Raw genomic sequence first — 25,415 nt, forward strand, 5'->3', positions numbered from 1 at the left:
GTTCCGCGCGTGATCCGACGAAGAGAAGAGACACCGAATGCTCGCGAACCTGCTCGTGGCCGGACTGACCATCACCCTGGGGCTCTCGGGCGGCGCGCCGACGCCGACGACCGTGACCCCGGATCCGGGGGAGTCCCACATCGTCGCGGGCCGCGTGGCGCCGCACACCCCATGGGTCGTCCAGATCGTCGAGACCGGCGGGACCGTCCCCTCGGGCTCCGAGGAGGACTGCACGGGCGTGCAGGTCGACGCCTCCTGGGTCCTCACCGCGCGGCAGTGCACGGGGGACACCGACGACATCGACGTCTACCAGTCGAACTCGGTGACGCACTCGGGCCCCGCGACGCCCGTGGACCGCGTGGTCGTGGCCCCGAAGGGCGACATCGCGCTGATGCACCTCGCCGCGCCCGCGCCACTGTCGGCGTACGCCCCCCTCGACCTGCGATCCGGGGCGGCCGCCTCCGGCACCGGGACCATCGAGGGCTACGGCTTCCGCGCGCACGGGAAGCAGGCGACGAGGCTCTACGCGGCCACCGTCCGCCTCACCGGCGCCGAGGTCGACGGCTTCCACGGCGCGGCGCAGGAGGTCACGGGCATCAGCGGAGTGCCGAACGACGGCGACTCCGGCGGTCCGCTCCTGGTCGACGGCCGCGTCCGCGCCCTCTGCTCCCAGGGCTTCGGCGACGAGCGGGACGATCCGCACGGCGTCTCCGTCTTCGCCCTCCTCTCGCAGGACGCGGCGTGGATCCGGAGCACGACGGGGGTGCGCGGCGCCGGTCGGTAGGGCGGCGGGCGCGCTTCCCGACGACGAGCGACATGCCCGCGCGGCGCGGCGTCGTCGTGCCGAGCCTCTACTCACGTGCACGTCCGGCCGCCGGGCCCTCACGGGCTCGGCCCGCCGCAGCACCTCGCGCGTGACCGGGGCCTGCGACGTCGGGGCCCGGCACGTGGCCTGGCGGACGTGGGGAGGGCGGGCGCGCAGGTCCCGGGGCCTCGGCTACCGTCCATCCGCCTCGCGTCCGCTACGGCTCACCCCGCCTCACCACGGAAGGTCCACCATGATCCCTGACTCCTCCACGCCACCCCCGGCGTCCCGCCGTCCCGCTCTCCGCGGCATGCGGCTGATCGCGTGCGCTCTGGCCGTGGCGGGCGCGTTCACCGCCCTGCCGGTCGCGGCGCCGCCCGCGAGCGCGCAGCCCGAGGCCTTCGCGCATCACGGCTGGGGCGACGGGTTCGACCTCTTCGTCACGACCAGCAAGTACACGGCCGTCCAGGTCGGGCCCACGCCCACGAGCGACAAGGTCTGCATCCCCATCTCCCCGGGAAACAGGTGGAACTCGCTCGACTTCACCACCGCCCAGGGCTGGGGTGCGACGATCAACCCGGTCCCGGACTGCAGCAGGGATTGGGGCATCTTCCCGAGCAACTTCCGGGCCCACCTCGGTGAGCACTGGCATCTGGAGGGCACGGTCGCGCGGTGCGTGAAGTACGCGGGCGGCCCGACGCACCAGTGCGAGGGCCGCCTGTAGGAAGGCGCAGCCTCCACCCGCCACGGCGCGGGAGCCCGCGCATGATGAGGCGGTCGGCACCTCCGGGTGTCGGCCGCCTCGTCGTCGTCGCCGTCGGGTCAGCCGACGGACGGCGCCTGCACGTCGATGACCCAGGTCACGCCGAACCGGTCGGTGAGCATCCCGAAGCCCGCCGCCCAGGCGGATGCGGCGAGCGGCTCGATCACGGTCGCGCCCTCCGCGAGCCCCGCCCAGCAGCGCTCGACCTCGGCGAGGGACGCGCCCCGCAGCGACTGGAAGAAGGTGCGGTCGGTGATCGTCGCGCCCTGCTCGCGCGTCGTCGTGCCGGCGATCGCGCTGCCGTCGGCGTCGTCATGGCCGGGCACGTCGTAGGCCATGAGCCGGAGGCCGTCGGCGGTCTCGAGCTGGCCGAAGACCACCTTGTCCGCGCCGGGCGCCTCGGCCGGCATGCCGAGGTCGGCGTAGGTGGCGACGACGACGTCCCCGCCGAGGACGCTCCGGTAGAGCTCGAGCGCCTGGCGCGCGGTGCCGCGGAAGTTGAGGTGGGTGGTGGTCGTGATGCTCACGGTGTCTCCTCGTGCTGGGTGGTGCGGCTCCGGATCCGGGCCGCTGAGGAGCACCCTCCCGGCAGTGGCGGACAGCTGCGGTCCTCCACTCCCGCGAGACTGGATCCATGATCGGGAGCTCGTCGCGGATGCTGTCCCTCCTGTCGCTGCTGCAGACCCGGCGCGACTGGCCGGGGCGGATCCTCGCCGAGCGCCTCGAGGTCACGCCGCGCACCGTCCGCCGCGACGTCGAGCGCCTCCGCGAGCTCGGGTACGAGATCCGCTCGATGAAGGGGCCGGACGGCGGCTACCGGCTGGCCGCCGGGTCGGAGCTGCCGCCGCTGCTGTTCGACGATGAGCAGGCCGTGGCGATCGCCGTCGCGCTCCAGTCGGTGCCCGCGATGGGCGTCGACGTCGACGAGGCCGCGGAGCGCGCCCTCGCGACCGTGCGGCAGGTGATGCCGTCGCGGCTGCGGCACCGGATCGACGGCATCCGCTTCACGGGCGCGGAGCCGGAGCCGGGGCCGGGCGCTGAGCCACGGGTGGATCCGGTGGTGCTGGAGGCCGCGAGCGCCGCGGTCCGCGACCGGCTGACCCTGCGCTTCGACCGCGTCGGCGAGGAGGCGGGGCCGCCCCGGCGCGTCGAGCCGCACGCGATCGTCGCCCGGCGCCCGCGGTGGTACCTCGTGGCGTGGGACCTCGACCGCGACGACTGGCGCACCTTCCGGCTCGACCGGATGCTGCCGCGCACGCCCACCGGCCCGCGCTTCGCGCCGCGGGAGCTGCCCGCGACGGAGGCGCGCACGTTCCTCGCGGCCCGGGCGAAGGGATCCGCGGCGGAGGACCGCTGGCCCTGCACCGGTGAGCTGCTCGTCGAGCTGCCCGCCCGCGAGGTCGCCCTGTGGATCGGCGACGGCGAGATGGAGGAGGTGTCGGCGACGTCGACGCGGATCACCGTCGGCTCGTGGTCGTGGACCGGGGTCCTCGCCGCCGTGGCCCGCTTCGACGCCCCGATCACGGTCGTCGCGCCGGAGGAGCTGCGCGCGGCGGCCGGCGCCCTGGCCGCGCGCCTCCGCTCCGCGCAGGAGCCGCCGCGCGCCTGACCGGCCCGTCGCCGCGTCAGCTCACGTGCACGTCCGGCCGCCGGGCCCGCACCGGCTCCGCCCGCCGCAGCACCTCGCGGGTCACCGGGGCGACCTCGCCCGTGCCCGTCACGAGGAAGCGGAGGAGGTTGCCGACGGGCGATCCCTCCGTCCACTCGAAGTAGACGCCGGGCTTCACGCCCGTGAGGTCGCGCACGGCGAGGAGCACCGCGGCGATCGTGTTCGGGACGTTGCCGCTCGTGACCTGGAGCACGCGGAAGCCGCAGCGCACGATGCCGCGCACCACGAGGTCCTCCTCGAACTCCGACGAGTCGCCCGGGGTCACCTCGTCCGCAGGCGCGGCTCGAGTGATGGTCTGGTGCATCGGGAGCGGCACTCTTCGTCATCGATCAGGCGAACATGACGAGAGGCCGGCCGGTGGCGACTGAGGCATCGCATCGGTCTCGGCCCGGCAGCCCGCCCGCCTGCCGAGCGCGGAGGATGGCGTCTCTCTCTGAGACGGCGGCTCGCCTGCCGGTCGTCACCAGCTCTTGGTCACGTACGCGTTGGCTGTCGGCGCGACGCTGTTCCCGCCCTGGGTGTCGGTCACCACGCATGCCCGGTTGTATGTGGTCGCCGTCCACGAGAAGGCCTTGCCGGCGGAGCCGAGCTCGATGTACTGCCCGTTCAGCCCTTCCGGGACCGTGTAGGACGCGGAGGCGCTCTGGGTGATGGTCTGCGCAACGCCCAGCGTCACCCCCGCGGTCACGCTCGCCGATGCCACGACAGCGTCGGCGGTCACCGTGCCGGACACGCTGACATCCGCATGCACCTCGGATGACTGGCCCGATTCGATAGAGAGGACCGCGCCGCTGTCGCCATAGATCCGCAGGTTGCCGGGTACGTACGTATCGGAGACGTTGGAGACGGCGATGTCGGGCCCATCTCCTGAGCACTCGGAGTTCGTGCCAGCGCCGACCGCCTGCGCTGCGGTACCTCCGGAGAGGAGGAGAAGAGCGGCGATGCCTACGGTGGAAGCGCTTCGTGCAACGACGGATGTGCGTGTCATGGTCATGATGCTTCCTATTCCTTCGTGTAGTAGGTCGACAGCCAGAAACGGCTGCCATCGGGGATCGTGATCTCGAGCTTCGTCGGGGCGGTCGGATCGTCGAGGGGGACGCCGTAGATGCCTCTGCCTTCCGTACCGCATGTGGTCCCCACGCGGTTGGGGTTGGGCTGCGCGACGTTGATCCAGTAGTTCTCGCTCCCTGTGCACGTGACGGTCATGACGACCTTCTTCGCCGCCGGATCGCTCGAAGCAGGCAGCGTCACGTCAACGACGCTCCCGCTACCCGGCTCGATGGTGGCCGCAGCCGTATCAGTTCGAGGCACCTCCGCCAGCTCGGCCGCGCTGCCTGTGAAGTCCCCGGCGTGCTCCCACGAGGAGAACTTGCGGTTCACGGATGCTTCGAGCGAGGAGAACTGCTCCGCATCACTCGGCGTCGCTTCCGGGACCGCAGGGGCGAGCGTCGACGCCGAGCTCGGGTCTCCCTCTTCGCCGGTCGGGCCGCTGGTGCATCCCGTGAGCGCGAGGAGCCCGATGAGGCACGCTCCGGTCATCGCGTCTGGACGGAGTCGATGGTGCCAGGTCATGTGCGCTCCTTCGCGGTCGTCAGCAGGCTCTTGGGAATCGACCTTGGTCGCCCGCGTCAAGTGACGCAAGGGGTTGCTCCAGATCGCGGAGGGGAGCGCACCACCCGATCCCCGTGATGACGGGCTTCACGACGCGACCGAGACGTTTCGTGGTGGCTATGGGCATCTAGGGGACCTTGACGTACGACTAACTACGCGCCACCGCTCGTCCAACAGCTGCCCACGGCACGAGACGTCGGAGTTGTTGCTCGACATCACCGCCATTCGGCCGGCGCGCCGCCGCCTCAGCTGACGTGCACGTCCGGCCGGCGCGACCGCACCGGCTCCGCCCGCCGCAGCACCTCGCGCGTGACCGGGGCGACCTCGCCCGTGCCCGTCACGAGGAAGCGGAGGAGGTTGCCGACGGGCGATCCCTCCGTCCACTCGAAGTAGACGCCGGGCTTCACGCCCGTGAGGTCGCGCACGGCGAGGAGCACGGCCGCGATCGTGTTCGGGACGTTGCCGCTCGTGACCTGGAGCACGCGGAAGCCGCAGCGGACGATGCCGCGCACCACGAGGTCCTCCTCGAACTCCGACGAGTCGCCCGGGGTCACCTCGAGGAAGATCACGGGCGCTCGCGCCGGGATCCCGCTGTCACGCCGCTCGTCGCTCGCCTTCCGGCGGTACTCGGCGACCTGCTCGGCCTCCGTCAGCGCCTCGTCGGGCTCGTCCGGCTCGTGGGCGATGATGCTCACCGCGCCGTAGTCCTCCGCGTCCTCGATGACGAAGGCGCGCGCCTGCTCGTCCATCGTGAGCGAGGTCGCGCGCAGCTGGAAGGAGCGCTGCACGCGGCTCACGATCGAGACCACGAGGATCCCGAGGATGAACAGCGCGGCGATCCGCACGCCGTCCGGCCGCTCGATCACGTTCACCACGGTCGTGTACGCGAACACCGTCGCGATGGCCGCGAAGCCGACCATGCGCTTGCGCTGCCCGGCCTTCCGCGCCGAGAGCGTCACCGCGACCGAGGCCGAGGTGATGAGCACGAGCACGCCGGTCGCGTAGGCGCCCGCCTGCGCGTCCACGTCCGCCTGGAACACGAGCGTCACGATCACCGCGATGGCCGTGAAGACGAGCACGAGCGGGCGCACGGCGGCGGCCCAGTGCGGCGCCATGCCGTAGCGCGGCAGGTAGCGCGGCACGATGTTGAGGAGCCCGGCCATGGCGGAGGCGCCCGCGAACCAGAGGATGCAGATCGTGCTGATGTCGTAGAGCGTGCCGAAGCCGTCGCCGAGGAACTGGTGCGCCAGGTACGCGAGCGCCCGGCCGCTGGCCTTGCCGCCCGGCTGGAACTCGGCCTGCGGGATCAGGAGCGTGGTCACGAAGCTCGACGTGATGAGGAACGCGCTCATGATGAGCGCCGCCGTCGCGAGCAGGCGCTTCGTGCCGTGGATCCGCGTGCGCGGCACCCCGTCGGCGTCGTCCTCGCCGCGCACCTGCGGCATCACGGCGACTCCCGTCTCGAAGCCGGAGAGGCCGAGCGCGAGCTTCGGGAAGACGATGAGCGCGATGCCCACCATCACGAGCGGGTTGCCGTGCTGCGCCGTGAGCGCGAGCCACCAGTCGTCGATGACCTGCAGGTTCCCGGCGACGTGGAAGAGGGACACGACGATCACGACGGCGTTGAGCAGGAGGAACACCGCCACGAGCACGACGGCGATGGAGATCGCCTCGCGGAACCCGCGGAGGAACACGAACGCGAGCGCGGCCAGCAGCACCAGGGTCAGCAGCACCTCGTTGCCGGAGAACCACGCGGGCGCGAACGGGTTCTCGACGGCGTGCGCGGTCGCGTCCGCGGCCGACAGCGTGATGGTGATGAGGAAGTCCGTCGCCGCGAACCCGAGCAGCACGAGCACGAAGAGCTTGCCGCCCCACCAGGGGAGGAGGCGCTCGAGCATGGCGATGGATCCCTCTCCGCGGGGGCTCTCGCGCGCCACGCGCCGGTAGACGGGGAGCGCGCCGAGGAGCGTCAGCAGGATGAGGACGAGCGTCGCGAGCGGCGACAACAGGCCCGCCGCGACGGCCGCGATGGCGGGCTGGTAGCCGAGCGTGGAGAAGTAGTCGACGCCGGTGAGGCACATGACGCGCCACCACGAGTGCGTCTTGCCGACGGTCTCGGCGTGCGGGCCGGGGTGCGCGCCGGATGCTCCGGGCAGGCCGTCGAGGAGCCACGCGGTGATCCCGGCCCGGGCCCGCCGCTGCTCGGGCGCGCGGAGGAGCTTCGGGCCGCTCACGGCCGGGCTCCCGCGGGGGCGGTTCGGGGTGTCGACGTCGGGCAGCCGTTGATCGGGCAGCGCACCGGTGATCCTCCTGAGGCGGCGCCGGGGCCCCGTCTCGCGGATGCGACGGTCGGGCCCGGCAGCATCGTCGCCCCATGGTGCCACCTCCGGGCGGGAGCGGGGTGCGCGTGCAGGGTGCGGTCATGGGGGCGGGTGCTGGGCGGATGGTGCGGGGCCGATCCGAGCGCGTCCCCGCGGACCGCGGTCATCCTCCCGCGCGGGTTCGCGAGGCCCACAGCTGCGCGGCGAGCCCGACCGCGATGAAGCCGGACATCAGCGCCCCCATCGCCGTCGCGGTGCCGCCGAGCGCGCCCGCGAGCGGCGTCGCCAGCCCGCCGAGGCCGAACTGGAGGCCGCCGACGAGCGCCGAGGCCGTGCCGGGGTGCCGGTGGCCGAGCGCTTGGGTGAGGGTGATCGATCCCGGGATCACCCAGCCCCACCCCGCGGTGACGAGGGCGAGGGCCGGCCAGACCAGCGCGGGGCCCGTGCCCGCGAGCGCCCCGAGGAGCACGAGGACCGACCCGAGCGCGCAGGTGGCGAGGCCGATGGTGAAGAGGCGATCCTCGTCGAATCGCCCGATGAGGCGACGGAAGACGAGCGTCGACGCGATCATGCAGGACGCGTTCGACGCGAACACCAGCGTGTAGAGGCCCTCGCCGAAGCCGTACTGCTCCTGGAACACGAAGGACGAGGTCGCGATGTAGGAGAAGAACCCGATGGTCGCGGTGCAGCCGGTGACGAGGTACCAGCGGAAGCGGGGGATCCGCAGCAGCTCCGCCATGCGGCCGAGGACGGCGCGGGGCGACGTGCCGCCGGCGCCGGTGCGGACGAGCGTCTCGGGCAGCAGGCGCGCGGCGGCGAGCGTGAGGGCGAGGCCGAGCGCGGCCAGCACGAGGAACGCGGCGCGCCAGGACGACAACGACAGCACGAGGCCGCCGACGAGCGGGGCGACGACCGGGCCCACCGAGTTGACGACCGCGAGCGTCGCGAAGAGGCGGCTGCGGAGGGTGCCGGTCGAGGCGTCGCCGACCATGGCGCGGGCCGAGACCGCGGCGGCGGCACCGCCCAGGCCCTGTACGACGCGGGCGAGGATCAGCGTCGTCACGTCGGGCGCGATCGCGCAGCCGATGCTGGCGAGGGTGAAGAGGGCGGTGCCGGTGAGGAGGATGCGGCGGCGGCCCGCGCCGTCGCTGATCGGCCCGATCACCAGCTGGCCGACCGCGAACGCGACGAGGAAGGCGGTCAGCGTCAGCTGCACCGAGGCCGTGGAGGCGTCGAGGTCGGTCGCGATGGCCGGCAGTCCGGGGATGTAGAGGTCGGTCGCGAACGGCGAGATGCCGACGATGAGGGCGACGGTGAGGAGCGGTCCGCGGCGTCCGGTCCACGACGTGCGCGGGTCGGGGTCGGGATCCGGGTGCCGGGCGTCGTCGCTCATCCGTCCCGACAGTAGACCGGTTGCCGGTGGGAGGGCGGGCGGCGGACGGGAGGCCGGTCCCGCTCGCGTCGGGACCCCGCCGGTGGCGGGCTCGTCGCCTCCCCGGGGCGGGCCCGCCGACCCCGACCCCGACCGTGGGCACGGGCGGACGGGCCTATCCCCTGCCGTCGAACTCGCCGTTCAGGCGGTCGCGGAGAAGGAGGAGCTGGACGCGCTGGGCGCCCGGCACCTCCCCGCCGCTCAGGACCTCGTCGAGGACGCCGGCGTAGACGCCGCCCTCCTCGACGGTGAACACGATCTGATCCCGGGAGTCGCTCATCGTCCGAGCATGGTCCTGCTCGCGGACTCCGCGCGCGTCGATCGGGGACATCCGCCGTCTCGCGTGCCTCGGGATGCGGGACGTCCCGCGCACGGCGGAGCTCGCCGCGGACCGGGCCGAGGACCGGGCGGCGTCCGTCGTCATGCGCCGCCGGGCGGGGCGCCGCTCCGCACGACCACCGCCCGCCGATGCGCCTAGCCTCGGATCGGGGCGCGCCGCACCGTCGCGCCCACCGCATCCACGAGGAAGAGGAACGCGCATGACGACCTGGCTGATCACGGGATGCTCCACCGGACTCGGACGCGCCTTCGCGGAGGAGGCGCTGTCGCGCGGAGAGGACGTCGTCGTCACGGCCCGCGACGCCGCCAACGTGCAGGACCTCGCCGACCGCTTCCCCGAGCACGCCCTCGCGCTCGACCTCGACGTGACCGACCAGGCGCAGGTGTCGCTCGCGGTCGACGAGGCGACCGCCCGCTTCGGCGGCGTCGACGTGCTCGTCAACAACGCGGGCTACGGCTACCGTGCCGCCGTCGAGGAGGGCGACGACGAGGACGTCGCGCGCCTGTTCGACACCCACTTCCACGGCAGCGTCCGCATGATCAAGGCGGTGCTGCCCGGCATGCGCGAGCGCCGCAGCGGCACCATCGTGAACCTGTCGTCGATCGGCGCCGCCCGCACGGGCGCCGGATCCGGCTACTACGGCGCCGTGAAGGCCGCGATCGAGCAGATGACCATGGCGCTGCGCACCGAGCTCGCGCCGCTCGGGATCGTCGCGACGGTGGTCGCGCCCGGATCCTTCCGGACCGACTTCTCCGGCCGCTCGCTCACGCAGTCGTCCACGGTGATCGACGACTACGCCGAGACCGCCGGCAAGCGCCGCAAGGAGAACGACTCCACCGACGGCACGCAGCCCGGCGACCCGGCCGCGGGTGCGCGCGTGCTCGTCGACGCCGTCGCCTCCGGCCGCGCTCCCTACTACCTGCTGCTCGGCGCGGACGCGGTGGAGATCGTGACGGGCGCGCTCGACGACCTGCGCGCCGACGTCGACGCGTGGGCCGCGGAGAGCCGGTCGACGGGGTACGACGCCGGCTGACCGGATCAGGCGGCGGTCGCGGTCTCCTTCTCAGGCGCGGAGGACACGACCGCCGACGTCCCCTTCGGCTCGCGCGGGGCGCCGACGCCCATCACGCGGAAGCGCTTCGACGCGAGCAGGCGGCGGCGGATCCACCAGGTGATGCGCCCCGACGGCACGAACAGCTGCGACTTGAGCGCCGCCGTGCGCTGGTGCTTCACGACGAACGGCCGCATCTCCGCCTCGAACGCGGTGAGGGCGGCCTCCATGTCGTCCGGATGCGCGGCCAGCGCGTCGCCGAGCGCCGCCCCGCCGAGGAGGCCGGAGGTCGCGCCCATGCCCGAGAAGAGAGTGAGGCACCAGGCGGCGTCGCCGATGACGACGACGCGTCCGCGGTGCCAGGACGGCAGGCGGATCTGCTCCACCGAGTCGAACAGGGTGGCGTCCGCCGCGTCGAGCTCGCGGAGCGCGTCCTCGACGACGCCGCCCGCGGACAGGCCCGCGAAGGCGCGGCGCATGGCGTCGGCGGCGGATCCCCGGAGGTCCTTCCCGGCCTTGCGCGTGCGGTAGCTCATCATCACGGTGGGCGTGGTGCCGGCGAGGGCGAAGACCCACATCGCGCGGCGCGGCTCGGAGACGATGACGCTCTCGTGCTCGGCGAACCCGGGCATCTGGCCGCGGGCCTGGAACGCGCAGACCACGGCGGGCATGGGCTTCACGGAGCGGCGCTCGGGATCCAGCACCAGCGTGCGCACGGCCGAGCGCACGCCGTCGGCGCCGACGACGAGGTCGAACGACTCGCGGTGCGTCTCCCCGGTCGCGACCGTGCGCAGGGTGACGTGCGCGGCGTCGGCGTCCTGGTCGATCGCCACGGGCTCGAGGCCGAAGCGCACCCCGATGCGGTCGCCCATGCGCGTCCACAGCGCCGCCTCGATGTCGCTGCGGAGCACGGCCTCGGGGGCGCCGGGCTGGTCGGCGAGGCCGGGGCCGGGGCGGCGCGATCCGTCGGCGTCGAGCTGGAGCGTGACGCGGTCGGGCCGGTCGCGGGATCCGATGTCGTCCCGCACCCCCAGGCGCTCGGCTGCGACGACCCCCTCGGCGAACATGCCGACCATGTAGCCGGCCATCCGCCGCGACGGCTTCCGCTCCACGATCACCGGCTCCCAACCGGCCTCCTCCAGGCGGATCGCGGCGGACATGCCCGCGACGCCTGCACCGACGATCAGGGCCCTCGGACGCTCTGCCATGTGCTCCCCCTCTTTGCCCGCCAATCTATCGACGGAGGGCCGCCCACGACGAGGGTGGGGGCGCGGGCGACGCATCGGATGCACCGGCCTGTTGCCTTCCGGCGATGAGCCGCGCTAGGGTGACGGCAAGACAAAATACGTATTACCAGTCGGGTGCGACGACGCATCCGAGCTTCGTGACGACCGGACGGGATCCGCGGCATGCTCACCATCCAGGCGGACGTGGCCATCATCGGCGGCGGCCTCGGCGGGGTCGCCGCGGCCATCGCGGTCGCCCGCAACGGCCTCACCGCGGTGCTCACGGAGCAGTACGCCTGGCTCGGCGGCCAGCTGACCTCGCAGGGCGTCCCGCCCGACGAGCACACCTGGGTAGAGCAGTTCGGCGTGACGGCGGACTACCGCCGGCTTCGGGGCGGCATCCGCTCCTACTACCGGCGCCACTACCCGCTCACGGCGGAGGCGATGCGCGACCCGCACCTCAACCCCGGCCGCGGCCTCGTCAGCCGGCTGTGCGCCGAGCCGCGCGTCGCCGCCGCCGTGATCGAGGAGATGCTGGCGCCGTTCCGGGCGGCGGGCAGCATCCGCGTCGTGACGGGCGTCGCGCCCTTCGCGGTCGACGGCGGGCCCGGGCGGATCGAGCGCGTGCTGCTGCGCGACGCCGCGTCGGGCGAGGAGCTCGCGGTCACCGGCAGCTACGTCGTCGACGCGACCGAGACGGGGGAGCTGCTGCCCCTGGCGGAGATCGACCACGTCATCGGCGCGGAGGCGCACGACGACCACGGCGAACCGAGCGCCCCCGCGGTCGCCGACCCGGGCAACGTCCAGGCGATCACGTGGTGCTTCGGGTTCGACAGCGCCGAGGGCGACCACACCATCGAGCGACCCTCCGACTACGACTACTGGCGCGAGTACGAGGTGCCGTTCTGGGGCGACCGCCTGCTGTCGTTCACGGCCCCGAACCCGCGCACGCTGCGTCCCGAGACGCGCACCATGCACGTCAACGCGATCGGCGACACGCGCACGGCCGACCAGCGCGCGCAGGGAGGCGACACCGACCTCTGGATGTTCCGCCGCATGCTCGCCACCGAGAGCCTCGTGCCGGGCGCGCTCGCGAGCGACATCGTGCTCGCCAACTGGCCGATGCTCGACTACCTCGACGGCTCGATCCTCGACTCGCCGGAGCCGGAGCGGCACCTCGCCGGCGCGCGCTCGCTCTCCCTCTCCTACTTCCACTGGCTGCAGACCGAGGCGCCGCGGCCCGACGGCGGGCGCGGCTGGCCGGGGCTGCGGCTCCGCGGCGACGTGATGGGCACCCGGGACGGCCTCGCGCAGGCGCCCTACATCCGCGAGTCGCGGCGGATCCGCGCGCTCACCACCGTGCGCGAGCAGGACGTGTCCGTCGCGGCCCGCGGCACGGGCGCCCCGGCCCGCTTCGACGACTCCGTCGGCGTCGGGATGTACCGCATCGACCTCCATCCCACGACGTCCGGCGACAACTACCTCGACGTCGAGTGCGCGCCCTTCGAGATCCCGCTGGGCGCGCTCGTTCCCCGCACGGAGACCAACCTCCTGCCCGGCGGCAAGGACATCGGCACGACTCACATCACCAACGGCGCGTACCGGCTGCATCCCGTCGAGTGGAACATCGGCGAGGCGGTCGGCGAGCTGGCCGTCCTCGCCCTCGCGCTGGACGTGAGCCCGCGCGCGATCGCGACGGATCCGGCGCTCGTCACGCGCCTTCAGGACCGCCTCGTCGCACGCGGCATCGAGACCCACTGGCCCGACGTCGTCGGGTATTGACCGGGAACCACGAGAAAGAGAAGAGACGATGAGACCAGCGAAGAAGCTGATTGCCTCGCTCGCCGTCGGAGGAGTGCTGATCGCCCTGACGGGCTGCTCCAGCGGTGGCGGATCCGACGACGGCGCGCCCGTCGACCTGAGGATGTCCGTCTGGACGTCCGACGAGAACCAGCTCGCCCTGTTCAAGACCCTGGCGGACGACTACACGGCGAGCCACCCCGAGGTGAAGTCGGTCACGTTCGAGTCGCTGCCGTTCGCGGACTACAACTCCACGCTCACCACGCAGGCGGCCGGCGGCAACGCGCCCGACCTCGCGTGGGTCGGCGACATCGCCAAGGACCTCATCGATGCGGGCGCGCTCGCGCCGCTGACGGAGGACTTCCAGGGCACGGAGGGCTACGACTACGACGACATCCTCCCGAGCGTGACGAAGACGTTCTCGAAGGACGGCGAGCTCTACGCCTACCCGTTCTCGAACTCGCCGTTCGCGCTCTACGTGAACCAGGACCTCATCGCGCAGGCGGGCCAGACGGTCGACCCGGCGAACCTGACCTGGGAGGACGTCGACCGGATCGGCAAGGCCGTCCACGACTCCACGGGCAAGGCCGGATACGTCATCCGCGACTTCGACTTCTCCGGCTGGCTGAGCCTCGCGAACCTCTGGGCCGGATGGGGCGCGCAGCCCTGGGACGCCGCGGGCACGACGTGCACGATGGACAGCCCCGAGATGGTGGAGGCGTTCCAGTTCTTCCACGACTCCGTCTACGTCAGCGGCGCGACACCCGGCCCCGGAACCACGGCCGACTTCTTCGCGGGCGACGCGGCCTTCACGACCGCGCAGGTCTCCCGCGCGAGCCTCCTCGACGGGTCGTTCGGCTCCGAGATCTACCCGCTGCCGAAGGGCCCGGCCGGCGAGTACGGCAACATCGGCCAGGCCGGCATGGCGGTGTTCCAGGGCGGCGACCACGTCGAGCAGGCGACCGACTTCCTCGCGTACATGACGAATCCCGAGAACTCCGCGAAGCTCGCGCAGTTCTTCCCGCCGCCCCGCCAGTCGCTGCTCTCCGGCGAGGAGCTCGCCAAGGTCAACACGAAGCTCTCCGCGGAGCAGCTCGACCGCGTCGTGGTCGACGAGCTCGCCGACGTCTCCGCGACGCCGCCCGTCACGAGCCCCGCCGAGATCACCTCGACCGGCAAGACCGCGCTCGACCGCATGTGGTCGCCCGACGCGGACGTCGCCGAGGTCCTCGGCGGCGTGTGCGACGCGATCCAGCCCGTCCTGACGGGCCGGTGATCCGATGACCGCGAGCTCGACGCGCACCGGCGGCGCTCGGCGCACGGGCGCGTACTGGACGGTGAGCCGCCGGGACGCCCTGGCCGGCTGGCTGTTCATCGCGCCCCAGCTGATCGGCGTCATCGCCTTCGTGCTGGTGCCCGTCGGGCTCGCGGTCTGGTTCAGCCTCAACGAGTGGAACGTCTTCACAGGGCGCATGACGTTCGTGGGCGGCGACAACTACGAGCGGGCGGCGACGGATCCGCAGATCGGCGCCGTCCTCGGATCCACCGCGATCTTCTCCGGCGGCGTGGTCGTGCTCAACCTGTCGCTGGGGCTCGCGCTCGCGGTCGTGCTCAACCGGCGGATCCCGGGCGGCGCGGTGTTCCGCACGCTCTTCTTCTCGCCCGTCGTGATCTCGGTGGTGGCGTGGACGCTCGTCTGGGGCTTCCTGCTCCAGGACAACGGCGCGATCAACGGCCTCCTCTCGCTCGTGGGCGTCGACGGCCCCAACTGGCTCCGCGAGGGGCCGACCGCGATGGCCAGCGTCATCGTGACGCAGGTGATCCGCAGCGTCGGCGTCAACATGGTGCTGTTCCTCGCCGCGCTGCAGGGCGTGCCGGGCGACCTCTACGAGGCGGCGCGGCTCGACGGTGCGAGCCCGCGGTCGATCTTCTTCCGCATCACGCTCCCGCTCATCTCGCCGACGCTGCTGCTCACCGGGATCCTCACGATCGTCGGCTCGCTGCAGGCGTTCGCGCAGATCGCGGTGCTCACCGAGGGCGGCCCCGAGCTGTCCACGACGGTGCTCGTCTACTACGTGTTCCAGCAGGCGTTCGAGTTCAGCGACATCGGCTACGGCGCGACGCTCTCGCTGATGCTGCTCGCCTTCGTCCTCATCCTCACGGTCGTGCAGTGGCAGCTGCGCAGGAAATGGGTCTTCTATGAGAACTGACGCCGTCGTGCAGCGGGAGACCCCGCTCACCCCGCGACTCGAGGCCGTCCCGCCGGCACCCGCGCGCCGACGCCGCCGGAAGGGCCGGAGTCCGGTGCTGACCACGCTCCTCATCGTCGTCCTCGTCCTGCTGGTCATCCCGTTCGCGATCCCGACCTTCTGGATGATCGCGTCGTCGTTCAAGCCGATCAACGAGATCTTCCAGAACCCGCCGACCCTGCTGCCGGACTCGCCGAGCCTCGACGGCTACGCGGAGGCGTTCCGGTTCCAGCCGTTCGCCCTGCAGTACTGGAACAGCCTCTACATCGCGGTCACGGTGACCGCGGTGACGATGGTGGTCTCGAGCCTCGCCGGGTACGCGTTCGCGCGGATCCCGTTCCCGGGCCGCAACGCCGTGTTCCTGGTCGTGCTGACCGGGCTGCTCGTGCCGACCGAGGTCACGATCATCCCGCTGTTCCAGATCTTCCGGTCGGTGGGCGCCATCGACACGCACCTGCCGCTGCTGCTCGTGCCGGCGGTCGGGGCGCCCGCGGTGCTCGGCACCTTCATCATGCGGCAGTACTTCATCGCGATGCCGGTGGAGCTGGAGGAGGCGGCCCGGCTCGACGGCCTGGGGCGCTTCGGCATCTGGCGGCGGATCTTCATGCCGCTGGCCCGCCCGGCCCTCTCGGCCGTGGCGATCCTCACCTTCCTCGGCTCGTGGAACATGTACCTCGAGCCGACCGTCTACCTCACGTCGCCGCGGCTGTTCACGCTGCCGCAGGCCCTCACGCGCTTCACCGACGTCTACGGTGGCGAGATGTGGAACGTGCAGCTGGCCGCGGCCGCCATGACCGTCGTGCCCGTGCTGGCGGTGTTCCTCGTCGCGCAGCGGCAGTTCGTGGAGGGGCTGGCGCACTCGGGCCTGAAGGGCTGATCCGCGTGCGCACCGACCTGGCCCTCGACGCGCTGCGGTCCTTCCGCTCCGCGCTCGTCGAGCCCGACGACTTCGACGCGTTCTGGCGCCGGACCCTCGACGCGGCGGCCGACGGCGCGCCGCCCGTGACCGCCACCGAGGTCGACGCCGGGCTGCCGCTGGTCCGGGTGCGCGACGTGCGGTTCCCGGGCTTCGGCGGCGAGCCCGTCGCGGCCTGGCTCGTGACGCCCGCCAGCGCGGATCCGGCGGCGCCGCTGCCTGTCGTCGTCGAGTACCCGGGCTACGGCAGCGGGCGCGGCACCCCGATCGAGCACCTCTGGGTGGCGGCCGCGGGCTGGGCGCACCTCGTGGTGGACGCGCGCGGCCAGGGCGCTGGCCGCCTCTCCCGCGTGGGCGTGACGCCGGACCCCCATGGGGCCGGGCCCGCGTACCCGGGCGTCGCCACGCGCGGCATCGAGGCGCCCGAGACCTACTACTACCGCCGGCTCATCGCCGACGCCGTGCGCGCGGTCGACGCGGTGGCCGAGCTGCCGGGCCTCGATCCCGCGCGGATCGCCGTGTTCGGCGGCAGCCAGGGCGGCGCGCTCGCGACGGCCGCGGCCGCCCTGCGCCCCGACGTGCGCGGCGCCGTCGCGCTGGTGCCGTTCCTGTCGGACGCGTTCCGCGCCAGCTCCCTCACGGACGAGGCGCCGTACGTCGAGATCGCGCGGTACCTCGCGACGCAGCGGCACCGGGTCGCCGACGTGGAGCGGACGCTGTCGTACGTCGACGGGGTGGCGTTCTCGCGGCGGGTGCGCACGCGGATCCACCGCACGGTCGGCCTGATGGATGCCATCTGCCCGCCCTCCACCGTCTTCGCGGCGCACAATGCGTCGGGCGGCGACGCGAGCATCGACGTCTGGCCGTACAACGGGCACGAGGGCGGCGGGGTGGAGGACCGGGTGCGGGCGCTCGAGGCGCTCCGGCCGGTGCTCGCGGCGCGGGGCTGACGGGACGGGCGGATGACCGGCCCGCTCACCGGGCCGGCCGCCGGATCAGCGCGACAGCCGCAGGGTCACGATCTCGAACGGGCGGAACGCGATCCGCGCGGTGCCGCCCGTCCCGTCCACGGCCGCGTCGATGCGCACCTGCTCCGCCGCGCGCTCCATCATGTCGGTCCGGGCGATGCCCGTCACCGGGAAGTCCGCGTGCACGGCCGCGTCGACCCGCCGGCCGAGCGACTCGTAGAGCCGCACGACGACGTCGCCCGAGCCGTCGTCGGCCGCCTTCACCGCCTCGACCACGACCGACGGGTCGTCGACGACGACGAGCGGCGCGACGGCGCATCCGCCTGTCAGCCGCCGCAGCGGCGTGTTCAGCGCGAGCCCTGCCTCGACGGCGTCCGAGACCTCCGCGCCAACCACGAGCGAAACGGCCAGGCGGTGCCGGCCCTGGTCGGCGTCCGGATCCGGGAACACGGGCGCGCGCAGCAGCGAGAGTCGCACGGTGGTCGCTGGCTCGCCCGCCGCCGTGCGGTCGCGCGTGATGTCGTGGCCGTAGGTGGAGTCGTTGACGACGGCCACGCCGAAGCCCGGCTCGCCCACGTGCACCCAGCGGTGCGCGACTGTCTCGAAGCGCGCCGCGTCCCACGAGGTGTTGACGTGCGTCGGCCGGTGCACGTGGCCGAACTGGATCTCCGAGGTCGCCCGGTCCGACAGCAGGTCGAGCGGGAACGCCAGCTTCAGGAGCTTCCGCCGCTCGTGCCAGTCGACGTCGAGCACGAGGTCGACAGCGGCGCGGCCGACGGGGAGCGAGATCGTCTGCTCGATCGTCGATCCGCCCGCGCGCCGCACCACGAGGAGCGCGGGGAGCGTGCTGCCGAGGGCGTCGCGGACGGTCGTCGGTCGGATCTCCTCCACGCCCACGAGGTCCTCGACGTTCCGTCGGTAGTGGTCGTCGATGTCCCAGGCGTCCCATTTGGTGGGCGTGTCCCGGTGCAGCTGCAGGAGGCCCGCCGCGGCCCCGGCGGGGACGACCTCCCGGCCCGAGGCGAGGTGCAGCACCGACTCGAGCAGGCCGCTCGCGCCGACGCGCACGCGGACGTGCCCGTTGTCGAGCACGTGCCCGCCGTCCCGCGCCTCGAGCCGCGGGATCCCCTCGGTAGCGGGCGGGGGAGCGGGCACCGCCCCGAGCGCCGGGATCCCGCGCACGGGGAACGGCGACGGGTTGGCCACCAGCTCCGCCCGCCCGCCGCCGCTCGCGGCCTGGACGGCCTCGGCGACCATCGTCCCGATCCGCTCGGCGATGCGCGCGTACCGCTCCTCGGCCTCGTGGTGCACCCAGGCGATCGAGGTGCCCGGCAGGATGTCGTGGAACTGCTGCAGGAGCACCGTCCGCCACATCTCCCGCAGCTCGTCCGTCGGGTACGCGGCGCCGGCGCGGACCATCGCGGTCGTCGCCCACAGCTCCAGCTCCCGCAGCAGGTGCTCGCTCCGCCGGTTGCCCTGCTTCGTGCGCGCCTGTGACGTGTAGGTGCCGCGGTGGAACTCGAGGTAGAGCTCGCCGGACCACGTGGGCGCGTCCGGGTACTCGGCCTCGGCCTCCTCGAAGAAGCGTCGCGGCGTCGACAGCTCCACGGTGGGGGATCCCTCGAGGCTCTGCGTGCGGCGGGCCGCGGCGATCATCTCCCGGTTCGGCCCACCGCCGCCGTCGCCGTAGCCGAACGGCACGAGCGACATGGTCGCGTCGCCCTTCTCCGCGAACTGGCGCTCGGCGCGCGCGAGATCCTCGCCGGAGAGGTCGGAGTTATAGAGGTCCACGGGCGGGAAGTGCGTGAAGACCCGGGTGCCGTCGATGCCCTCCCACCAGAAGGTGTGGTGCGGCATGGTGTTCGTCTCGTTCCACGAGATCTTCTGCGTGAGGAACCAGCGCGCGCCCGCGCCCGCGATGATCTGGGGGAGGGCCGCCGAGTAGCCGAACGAGTCGGGGAGCCACACCTCCTCGGTGTCGATCCCGAACTCGTCGAGGAAGAAGCGCTTGCCCTCGAGCAGCTGTCGCACGAGCGCCTCGCCGCCCGGCATGTTCGTGTCCGACTCCACCCACATGCCGCCGACGGGCACGAACCGACCGGCCGCCACGTGCCCGCGGACGCGCTCGAACAGGTCCGGGTGGTCGCGCTTCAGCCACGCGTACTGCTGCGCCGAGGAGGCCGCGAAGACGAAGCCCTCCTCGCGCTCGATCAGGTCGCAGACGTTCGAGAACGTGCGTGCCACCTTGCGGGCCGTCTCGCGCGCGGGCCACAGCCAGGCGGAGTCGATGTGGGCGTGGCCGACCGCGTGCAGGCGGTGGGCGCTCGCCGAGGCGGGCCGCGCGAGCACGTCCGCGAGGGCCGCCCGACCGGATCCGGCGGTGCCCGCCACGTCGTCCGGGTCCACCGCGTCCACGCAGCGGTCGAGCGCGCGCACAATCTCGGCGCGCCGCTGGCTGGAGGCGGGGAGCTGCCCGGCGAGGCCGACCAGCGCGGAGAGGTCCTGCTCCAGCTCCCACACCTGCCGGTCGAGGAGGCCGAGCTCGAGGCGGCGGAGGCGGTAGAGCGGATCCGCGGCGGGGGCGCCCTCCGCGGGCCGGCCGCCGAGCGCCGTGGGGGTGAACGACCAGTCGCCGGTGATGTTCGGGTTCGCCGCCGCCTCGATGTAGAGGTCGACCGCCCGGTCGCCCGGCGCGACCCCGGGCACGCGGTCGAGCGGGACCGCCTGGTTGAACGGCTCGACGGCCTTGACGATCGCGCCCGTCGGCGTGAAGACGAGGCCCTCCGCCTCGAAGCCCGACTGGGCGCCGGTGTAGCCGAGGTCGACGACGAGCTCGGGCTCCAGGCCGTCCACGCCGATCCACCCCTCCGGCACCTCGCCGCGCACGTGGAACCAGACGGTGCCCCACGGCCGGCCCCACCGGTCGCCGATCGCGGTGGGCGCGTACGCGGCGTCGCGCGCGTCGGCGAACGGCACGGGCTCGCCGGGCGCCTCCCACGACTCGATGGCCAGGGGCGCGGCCGCCCGGTGGATGGCCGGCCGCACGCTCTCGCTCCGGAAGCGGGCGACCCGGGCCTCGATGCGTGCGCTGTCCTGGTGCATGTGTCCTCGCTGGTCGTTCGGGTGGGATGGGGAGATGGTGTCGGGGCGGGCGGCGGATCCGGCGTCAGGACGCCATGACCACGCGATGCCCGTCGGGGAAGACCGCGACCTTCCGCCAGGCGTCGTCCGCGAGCTCCCAGCCCTCGTTGACCTGGCCGGCCGCCGGCGTGGGGATGCTGCGCGGCGCGCGGGCCACGGTCGTGTAGCCGGCCGCGCGCTCCACGCGCGTGCTGCCGAGCTCGAAGGACGTGAGCCGTCCACCGTCCTCGATGAGCGCGGACTCGTCGACCTGGTCCTCGCCGCGCTCGATGAACGGGTTCACGAGGCGCGTCTGGAGGGCGTCCGCGCCCAGCACGATCGCCCGCTGCCGGGGGAAGCGGTCGAGGCTCAGCCCGAAGAAGCCGCCTATCACGGTGAGGTTCCGCACCTCCGAGGTCGGCCCGCCGCCGCGGAGGCCGACGCCCAGGCAGTCGGCGCCCGACGTGGGGAAGAAGTTCGGGTTGATCATGAGGTGGCTCGTGCCCGCCTCGATGAGCACCTCCCAGCCGTCCCGTGACCCCTCCGACCGGAAGTTCACCGTGGTGAGTCCCGAGTTGACGGACTTCAGGTTGGCGTTGCGGATCGACCGCAGGCCCACCGTGCCGCCGATGGACTGGCAGTCGAGGAGGGTCATGTTCGTCGGCGCCAGGAGGAAGCCGCCGGCGCCGGGGTTGATCGCCTCGACGTTCGTCATCGACCCGCCGATGGACGCCTGCCCCGAGTCCTCCACGCCCCAGCCGCCGGGGGAGACGATCTTGATCTTGTTCCACGAGTTCGCGTAGGAGTACTCGTCGTCGACGCCGGAGACGAAGGTGGCGCGCTCGCGGAAGACGCCCGAGCGGCCGGTGCGCTGGATCCAGAGGTTCCGGAACTCGCAGTTCACCGCCGAGCGGATGTAGAGGCCGTGCCCGCCGGTCGCCGTGCCGGTGAGCTCCATGTCGCCGATGACGACGCCGGTCGCCTTGTTGTTGTTGGCCGGGCCCGCGGCGTCGCCGGTCTGGCCGGAGACGGTGAGGATGTCGCGGGTCGAGCCCGCGATCTGCACGACGCGCGTCTGCCGCATCCCGGCGCCCGTGATCTTCGGCCCCGGGTACCCGTACGGGGCGCCGTTCTCGGGCTGCACGGGTCGGCCGCGGTAGTCGACGGACATCCCGGTCACGCGGATCTCGCCCGCGGGCAGCGCCACCTCGCCGCCGGGCGCGGTCATCGCCTTGTCTATCGCCGCCTGCACGGCGCGCGTGTTGTCGGCGCCCGCGCGGTCGTCCCAGCCGAGGCCGGGGTCGAGGGGCGAGATCGGCGCCTCGCGGACGGTCAGGCTGCCGCCCGGGCCGCCGCCGGGTCCCCCGGGTCCGCCGGGTCCGCCGCCGGGCGGTGCGGGCTTCGACGGCGGAGGGGCCGCGGACGCCGGGCCGGCCGCACCGGCGCCGACGGCCAGGCCGGCCATGGCGACGACGCCCCCGGTCAGCAGGCTCCGCCGCGTGGCCGCGGGGCGTGCTCGGTGGGGGATCCTCTCGCGGGGTGCATCGGGGTCTGTCATCGTCGACATACCGCCTCTCGTGTTCGTCGTGCTCCGTTCGACCCTCGCTCACCGGGGAGGGGCCGTCAAGGCGTAATACCTATTATCATGGGAGAATGGAACCGACTCGGATGGCGCGGATCACGCAGAGGGACATCGCGCGCATCGCGGGGGTGAGCCAGACGACGGTGTCGTTCGTCCTCAACGACCGGGATGAGCAGCTCGCGCGCGTGCCGGAGGCGACCCGGGCCCGCGTGCTGAAGGTCATCCAGGAGACGGGCTACGTCGCCGACCCCATCGCCCGGCGGCTCAAGCAGGGCGGCATGGGCATGATCGGCGTCTACACGTACGAGAGCCTCTTCCCCCTCGACCGCGAGGACTTCTTCCACCCGTTCCTCGCCGGCATCGAGGAGGAGGCGCAGAACCGCGACATCGACCTGCTCCTCCTCACGAGCGGACGGGTGGGCGGCCGCCGCGGCGGGCTGAGCGGCGGCGCGACGCGGCCGCGGCTCGCCGACTCGTGCATCCTGCTCGGCCAGCGGATGCCGCGGGAGGAGCTCGAGTTCCTCAACGCGAGCGGGTTCCCCTTCGTGAGCATCGGCCGCCGGGACGACGCGGGCGGCCCCGTGCCGCACGTCGCCGCCGACTACGCGTCCGTCGTGGGCGCGCTGGTGGAGCGGGCCCGGGCGCGCGGGCACACCCGTTTCGCGTACGCCGGGCACGGCACGGGCGTCGAGTCGTACACCGACCGCATGGCGGGCACGCGGGCCGCGCTCGGCGACGGCTTCCTGCACCTCGTGCCGGAGGACGGCGCGTCGGCGGGCGCGTGGATCCGCCGCATCCGCGAGGAGGGCGTCACGGTCGTCCTCGCGGAGCAGGAGGAGCAGTTCGCGGCGCTGCGCGCGGCGGCCGGGGAGGCGGGGCTCGAGGTGCCCGGCGACCTGTCGCTCGTGTCGCTGTCCGGATCCGCGGATCCGAGCGGCTGGCAGACCGGCTTCGAGCTGCCGCGGCGCGACATGGGCCGGCGGGCCGTGCAGATCCTCGTCGACGGCGCCGCCGAGACGGCGCACCAGCAGCTCCTCGGCTGCGATCTCGTGCCGGGGGAGTCGCTGGGGCCGGCACCGGATCGCGGCTGACCGGGTCGCGGCTCGCGGCTGCGCGGCTGACCGGCGGCGGCGCGCGGCGTCCGCGGGCGCGATGCGCGCGGGCCTCCGGCAGGATCGGCGCATGGCTTCCACCACCGCCCTGCTCGTGATCGACCTCCAGGCCGGCGTACTGCCCGGCTGCCGCGACTCCGACGGCGTGGTGGCCCGCACGGCCGCGCTCGTTGCGCGCGCCCGCGCCGCCGGGGCGCCGGTGGTCTGGATCCAGGACCACCACGGCTTCGCGGAGGGCGACCCTGACTGGGCGCTCGTGCCGCCGCTCGCGCGCACGCCCGGCGAGGCGCTGGTGCGCAAGGCCCACCGCGACTCCTTCGCAGGCACCAACCTCGTCGAGGTGCTCGCGCGGCTCGGGACCACGCGGATCGTCGTGGCGGGCGCGCAGACCGACTACTGCGTCCGCACGACGCTGCAGAGCGCCGCGGCGCGGGGGTTCGACGTGACGCTCGTCGGCGACGCGCACACGACGGCCGACGCCCGGCACGAGGGCGTCGCGATCGGCGCGGAGCAGATCATCGCGCACACCGACCTGTACTTCCGGACGCTCCGATACCCGGGCATCACGTCGACGGTCGAGGCGCACGACGCCGTGCGGCTCTAGCGGGCGTCGCCCTCGGGGGCGGGGGCGGGGGCGTCGGGCGCGTCCGCGGTCGAGGCCCCTCGCTTCCACGGGCGGATCCCCATCACGACGAAGGTGACGCCGAGGATCAGGAAGGGCAGGCCCGCGAACCGCGCCTCGTCGAGGGTCAGCATGAGGGCCAGGCCGAGCATGCCGAACACGACGCCGAGCGCGATGTTCGGGCTCGTCGCGTCGTCGTCCTCGTCCGGCGGGGCCGCGGGGGCGCCGGGTGCTTCCGATCCGCCCATGCCCTCGACGCTAGGCGGCCGCGCACCCGACCGCGTCCTCCGCAGGGGGGATGCGGCCGGCGGATCAGATGCGGCCCTCCAGCTCGAGCAGCGTCGTCTTCGCCGCGAGCCCGCCGATGTAGCCGCCGAGCGTGCCGTCGGAGCGGAGGACCCGGTGGCACGGGATCACGACGGGCAGCGGGTTCGTCGAGCAGGCAGTGCCCACCGCGCGCGTGGCGGCCGGGCTGCCGGCCGTCTCGGCGACCTCGCGGTAGGTGCGCGTGGAGCCGTACGGGATCTCGGGGAGCAGCCGCTGCACGCGATCGCGGAAGCCGGTGGAGAGGCGGCGGTCGAGCGGGAGGTCGAAGGAGCGGCGGCGGCCGGCGAAGTACTCGTCGAGCTCGCGGGCCGCCGCATCGAGGCGCCTCGGGGCGCGCAGGATCCGCGGGCCGAGCCGCCGCGCGAGGTCGCCGAGCACGGTGTCGTGGTCCTCGCGGGAGTACGCGACGCGGATCAGGCCGCGCTCGGTGGCGGCGAGGAGGAGCGGGCCGACGGGGGAGTCGATGGTGGTGAACCCGACGTCGAGGGCGTCCGCCTCCTCGGCCGCGTCGGCGAGGCGGAGACGGAGGGCGTCGAGGGCGGGGGCGGTGGGATCCGCGCGCTCGAGGGCGTCCGCGTCGAGGAAGGGGGCGGCGTCGTCGGGATCGGGGTCGGTCACGGTCGTCCTCCTCGGGCAGGTGCGCTGACGGATGCGGGGTCGGGGGCGTCGGCGGATGCAGGGTCGGCCGCGTCGCCGCGGGCGGGCGCGGGATCGGCGTCGGCGGCGTCGGGTGCCCGGGCGGGACCGGATGCGCCGACGGCGGCCGCCCCGCCGCGCGGCTCGTCCGCCATCGCCCGCCGCAGGCTCGCCACCCCGTCGGCCGCCGCCCGGCGCGCGGCCTCGGGCGTGCCGCCGATCACGGCCGCGACCTCCGCGTACGGCAGCCCGCCGAGGTGCCGGTAGGCGACCGCGAGCCGCTGCCGCTCGGGCAGGCGGGCGACTTCGCGCCAGAGGTCGGGGTCGCCGGATCCGGGCACGCCGAGGTCGGAGATCCGCTCGGGCACCTCGTCGACGGGGAGCGCGCGGCGGCCGCGGGCGCGGATCGCGTCGAGGGCCTTGCGGTGCGCGATGGTGACGAGCCACGCCCGCACGTCGGCCCGCGGGCCGAGCCGCGGGTACGCGACCAGCGCCGACAGGAACGTCTCCGACCACGCGTCCTCGGCGTCCGCGTGCCCGCCGAGCACGGCCCGGCAGACGCGGAGCACCACGGCGCCGTGCTCGGTCACGACCCTGTCGAACGGCTGCATCATCTCCACACCGGGTAGACGCCGGGGCGGGGTGATCCGTGAGGTCGGCGTGCGGATCAGTCTCGCGGATCCGTGGGCCCGGGACGAGGGCGCGGCCGCCGGGCCGAGGCGCCGGTGGGTGCCGCCCCTCCTCCGGACGCGCCGTGCGCCTCCTCGTGATCCGCGGTGCCCCGCCCGTGCACCCCGTGGGGACCACCCGTGACCATCCCCGGGGAGGACGCCCGCGAGCCCGCCGCTCGTCAGGATGGGGGAGC

General features: G+C 73.6%; 23 protein-coding genes and 1 pseudogene. 11 read left to right on the forward strand and 13 right to left on the reverse strand.

Translation table 11 applies throughout. The features are described from left to right. Positions 1 to 37 precede the first annotated feature (37 nt). On the forward strand, positions 38 to 784 hold the full coding sequence (locus FGG90_RS12115; RefSeq protein ID WP_094126815.1) for a S1 family peptidase: 747 nt from the start codon (positions 38 to 40) through the stop codon (positions 782 to 784). A gap of 274 nt (positions 785 to 1,058) precedes the next feature. Beyond that, positions 1,059 to 1,529, forward strand: a complete 471-nt coding sequence (locus FGG90_RS12120; RefSeq protein WP_094126813.1) for a hypothetical protein — start codon at positions 1,059 to 1,061, stop codon at positions 1,527 to 1,529. Positions 1,530 to 1,627: 98 nt separating this feature from the next. Here FGG90_RS12120 and FGG90_RS12125 read toward each other — a convergent pair whose 3' ends face one another. Continuing rightward, positions 1,628 to 2,095, reverse strand: a complete 468-nt coding sequence (locus tag FGG90_RS12125) for a VOC family protein (protein ID WP_094126811.1) — start codon at positions 2,093 to 2,095, stop codon at positions 1,628 to 1,630. Positions 2,096 to 2,202: 107 nt separating this feature from the next. Between FGG90_RS12125 and FGG90_RS12130 the strand changes: the two genes are divergently transcribed. After that, positions 2,203 to 3,177 carry a helix-turn-helix transcriptional regulator gene (locus tag FGG90_RS12130; RefSeq protein WP_094126809.1) on the forward strand — a complete coding sequence of 325 codons (975 nt, stop codon included), beginning with the start codon at positions 2,203 to 2,205 and terminating at the stop codon, positions 3,175 to 3,177. 16 nt (positions 3,178 to 3,193) lie between these two features. On the opposite strand, the pseudogene FGG90_RS12135 reads toward FGG90_RS12130, so the two are convergent. The 6 genes and pseudogenes from FGG90_RS12135 to FGG90_RS12160 all read right to left on the reverse strand — a co-directional run. After that, positions 3,194 to 3,505: pseudogene (locus tag FGG90_RS12135) on the reverse strand (amino acid transporter); the annotation flags it as partial. Positions 3,506 to 3,697: 192 nt separating this feature from the next. After that, entirely contained in the window at positions 3,698 to 4,231 is a 534-nt protein-coding gene (locus FGG90_RS12140; RefSeq protein ID WP_063071299.1) for a hypothetical protein, read from the reverse strand. 8 nt (positions 4,232 to 4,239) lie between these two features. Next, positions 4,240 to 4,809: a hypothetical protein gene (locus tag FGG90_RS12145; RefSeq protein WP_094126805.1), complete on the reverse strand. Its 570-nt coding sequence runs from the start codon at positions 4,807 to 4,809 to the stop codon at positions 4,240 to 4,242. Between the two features lie 284 nt (positions 4,810 to 5,093). Continuing rightward, a complete protein-coding gene (locus FGG90_RS12150; RefSeq protein WP_094126803.1) occupies positions 5,094 to 7,082 on the reverse strand; it encodes an APC family permease in 1,989 nt (662 codons plus the stop codon). A 250-nt stretch (positions 7,083 to 7,332) separates the two neighbouring features. After that, positions 7,333 to 8,562, reverse strand: coding sequence for a multidrug effflux MFS transporter (locus FGG90_RS12155; protein WP_094126801.1), 1,230 nt, complete (start codon positions 8,560 to 8,562; stop codon positions 7,333 to 7,335). A 154-nt stretch (positions 8,563 to 8,716) separates the two neighbouring features. After that, positions 8,717 to 8,881: a hypothetical protein gene (locus FGG90_RS12160; RefSeq protein WP_165771364.1), complete on the reverse strand. Its 165-nt coding sequence runs from the start codon at positions 8,879 to 8,881 to the stop codon at positions 8,717 to 8,719. Positions 8,882 to 9,140: 259 nt separating this feature from the next. Between FGG90_RS12160 and FGG90_RS12165 the strand changes: the two genes are divergently transcribed. Continuing rightward, entirely contained in the window at positions 9,141 to 9,974 is an 834-nt protein-coding gene (locus FGG90_RS12165; protein WP_094126797.1) for an oxidoreductase, read from the forward strand. Positions 9,975 to 9,979: 5 nt separating this feature from the next. Here FGG90_RS12165 and FGG90_RS12170 read toward each other — a convergent pair whose 3' ends face one another. Then, entirely contained in the window at positions 9,980 to 11,200 is a 1,221-nt protein-coding gene (locus FGG90_RS12170) for an FAD-dependent monooxygenase (protein WP_165771363.1), read from the reverse strand. A gap of 201 nt (positions 11,201 to 11,401) precedes the next feature. Between FGG90_RS12170 and FGG90_RS12175 the strand changes: the two genes are divergently transcribed. From FGG90_RS12175 to FGG90_RS12195, 5 genes are read left to right on the forward strand one after another with little or no spacing between them, the layout of a single operon-like run. Next, a complete protein-coding gene (locus tag FGG90_RS12175; protein WP_094126793.1) occupies positions 11,402 to 13,000 on the forward strand; it encodes an FAD-dependent oxidoreductase in 1,599 nt (532 codons plus the stop codon). A 28-nt stretch (positions 13,001 to 13,028) separates the two neighbouring features. Further along, positions 13,029 to 14,294 carry an ABC transporter substrate-binding protein gene (locus FGG90_RS12180; protein ID WP_094126791.1) on the forward strand — a complete coding sequence of 422 codons (1,266 nt, stop codon included), beginning with the start codon at positions 13,029 to 13,031 and terminating at the stop codon, positions 14,292 to 14,294. A gap of 4 nt (positions 14,295 to 14,298) precedes the next feature. Beyond that, positions 14,299 to 15,228 (forward strand): carbohydrate ABC transporter permease, encoded by a 930-nt coding sequence (locus FGG90_RS12185; RefSeq protein ID WP_094126789.1) that lies wholly within the window; start codon positions 14,299 to 14,301, stop codon positions 15,226 to 15,228. Then, a complete protein-coding gene (locus tag FGG90_RS12190) occupies positions 15,218 to 16,144 on the forward strand; it encodes a carbohydrate ABC transporter permease (RefSeq protein WP_094126787.1) in 927 nt (308 codons plus the stop codon). Before FGG90_RS12185 ends, FGG90_RS12190 begins: the two co-directional genes overlap by 11 nt. Before the next feature lie 5 nt (positions 16,145 to 16,149). Continuing rightward, a complete protein-coding gene (locus FGG90_RS12195) occupies positions 16,150 to 17,133 on the forward strand; it encodes an acetylxylan esterase (RefSeq protein WP_094126785.1) in 984 nt (327 codons plus the stop codon). Between the two features lie 45 nt (positions 17,134 to 17,178). On the opposite strand, the gene FGG90_RS12200 is transcribed toward FGG90_RS12195, so the two are convergent. Both FGG90_RS12200 and FGG90_RS12205 read right to left on the reverse strand, forming a co-directional pair. After that, entirely contained in the window at positions 17,179 to 20,253 is a 3,075-nt protein-coding gene (locus FGG90_RS12200; RefSeq protein ID WP_094126783.1) for an alpha-mannosidase, read from the reverse strand. 64 nt (positions 20,254 to 20,317) lie between these two features. Continuing rightward, positions 20,318 to 21,829 (reverse strand): hypothetical protein, encoded by a 1,512-nt coding sequence (locus FGG90_RS12205; protein WP_133065130.1) that lies wholly within the window; start codon positions 21,827 to 21,829, stop codon positions 20,318 to 20,320. Between the two features lie 95 nt (positions 21,830 to 21,924). On the opposite strand from FGG90_RS12205, the gene FGG90_RS12210 reads away from it, so the two are divergent. Together FGG90_RS12210 and FGG90_RS12215 are read left to right on the forward strand one after the other, a co-directional pair. After that, the gene (locus tag FGG90_RS12210) at positions 21,925 to 22,944 is read left to right on the forward strand and encodes a LacI family DNA-binding transcriptional regulator (protein ID WP_237583373.1); all 1,020 of its coding nucleotides are present in this window, start codon (positions 21,925 to 21,927) and stop codon (positions 22,942 to 22,944) included. A 91-nt stretch (positions 22,945 to 23,035) separates the two neighbouring features. After that, the gene (locus FGG90_RS12215) at positions 23,036 to 23,569 is read left to right on the forward strand and encodes an isochorismatase family protein (RefSeq protein WP_094126777.1); all 534 of its coding nucleotides are present in this window, start codon (positions 23,036 to 23,038) and stop codon (positions 23,567 to 23,569) included. Here FGG90_RS12215 and FGG90_RS12220 read toward each other — a convergent pair. From FGG90_RS12220 to FGG90_RS12230, 3 genes are all read right to left on the reverse strand, one after another. Continuing rightward, positions 23,566 to 23,835, reverse strand: coding sequence for a hypothetical protein (locus FGG90_RS12220; RefSeq protein ID WP_210433023.1), 270 nt, complete (start codon positions 23,833 to 23,835; stop codon positions 23,566 to 23,568). The two genes, FGG90_RS12215 and FGG90_RS12220, sit on opposite strands and share 4 nt — an antisense overlap. 64 nt (positions 23,836 to 23,899) lie before the next feature. Further along, positions 23,900 to 24,532 carry a methylated-DNA--[protein]-cysteine S-methyltransferase gene (locus FGG90_RS12225; protein WP_094126775.1) on the reverse strand — a complete coding sequence of 211 codons (633 nt, stop codon included), beginning with the start codon at positions 24,530 to 24,532 and terminating at the stop codon, positions 23,900 to 23,902. After that, positions 24,529 to 25,161, reverse strand: a complete 633-nt coding sequence (locus FGG90_RS12230) for an RNA polymerase sigma factor (protein ID WP_378143596.1) — start codon at positions 25,159 to 25,161, stop codon at positions 24,529 to 24,531. Before FGG90_RS12230 ends, FGG90_RS12225 begins: the two co-directional genes overlap by 4 nt. Between the last annotated feature and the right edge of the window lie 254 nt (positions 25,162 to 25,415).

The sequence above is a fragment of the Clavibacter michiganensis subsp. tessellarius genome, assembly GCF_021922985.1.
Lineage (GTDB): Bacteria > Actinomycetota > Actinomycetes > Actinomycetales > Microbacteriaceae > Clavibacter > Clavibacter tessellarius.